Annotated in this window: 2 protein-coding genes; both read right to left on the minus strand. The window is 67.0% G+C overall.

Annotated elements, in window-relative coordinates; genetic code table 11:
- Positions 1 to 753 (minus strand): Y-family DNA polymerase (locus B7Z76_RS16230; protein WP_291345300.1); only part of this gene is annotated, 753 nt, incomplete at its 3' end.
- 5 nt (positions 754 to 758) lie between these two features.
- On the minus strand, positions 759 to 1122 hold a 364-nt coding region (locus tag B7Z76_RS16235), incomplete at its 5' end, for a LexA family transcriptional regulator (RefSeq protein WP_291345301.1).

Raw genomic sequence — 1122 nt, forward strand, 5'->3', positions numbered from 1 at the left:
GAAGCTGCGGCTTACCGCGATTCCCTTCCGTGTTGGCGCCATCAGCGATAGCGGCAGGCAGGAGGCGCCGCGCAACTCCGTCTGCACCCTCGCGCCGGTCACGGTCAGCAGGTCGCGCATCACGCGCGGATCCGCCCGCACGAAATCCCCGATCGTGGCGATCCCCGCCGCGGCGAGTTTCGCCCCGGCCTGGCCGCCGATGCCCCAGACCTCGTCGACCGGCAGCCGCTCGTAGTGCCGCGCCCGAAGCTCCGGATCGCGCAGGTCGCACACGCCACTCAGCGCCGTCTCCTTTTTCGCGACCTTGTTGGCGAGCTTGGCGATCGTCTTGGTTGGACCGATCCCAACGCAGGTGGGGATCTTGGCGATCTGTCGGACATCGCGCCGGAGGTCGCGACAGAACCGCTCGAGATCGGGAATGCCATCGAGATCGAGGAACATCTCGTCGATCGAATAGGGCTCAACCTGCGGCACCCGTTCAGTGAGCACGTCGTAGACCCGCCGGCTCATGTCGCCGTAAAGGGCGTAGTTGCTCGACCGCCATTCGACGGCCCTACTTTCCGGACGCTTGCGGAACAGGTGCCAGGGCTCGCCCATCTTGATCCCGAGCGCCTTGGCCTCCGGCGTTCGGGCGATGGCGCAGCCGTCATTGTTGGACAGCACCACAAGCGGGCGGAAGCGCAGTTCCGGCGCAAACGCCTGTTCGGCCGAGCAATAGAAGGAATTGCCGTCGATCAGACCGAAGGTTGGCATCGGGATCAGACCTGCGTTCGCACCAGGCCGGTGATCACCGCCCAGATTTCGGCGTCATCGCCCTCGACGGTAAGGGGCTCGGTGCCGGCGCGGCCGGAGAGCAGCTGCCACTGACCGTTGCGCCAGGCGAGCTGGGCGACCAGCACGTCGCCGGCCAGCATCACTACGGCGACCTTGCCAGGCGCCGGTGGGGTGGCGGCATCGGCGATCAGGATATCGCCGGAGAGGATGCCGCGGCTGGCCAGCGCATCGCCGGCGACGCGCACGGGATAGCGGCTGGGCCGGCGGAGATCGAGGATCTCGGACAGATCGATCGGTCCCTCCAGGCTATCACCTGCGGGGCTGACGAAACCTGTGGTATTCCCGCCT

The organism is Acidiphilium sp. 20-67-58, from assembly GCF_002255515.1.
GTDB lineage: Bacteria > Pseudomonadota > Alphaproteobacteria > Acetobacterales > Acetobacteraceae > Acidiphilium.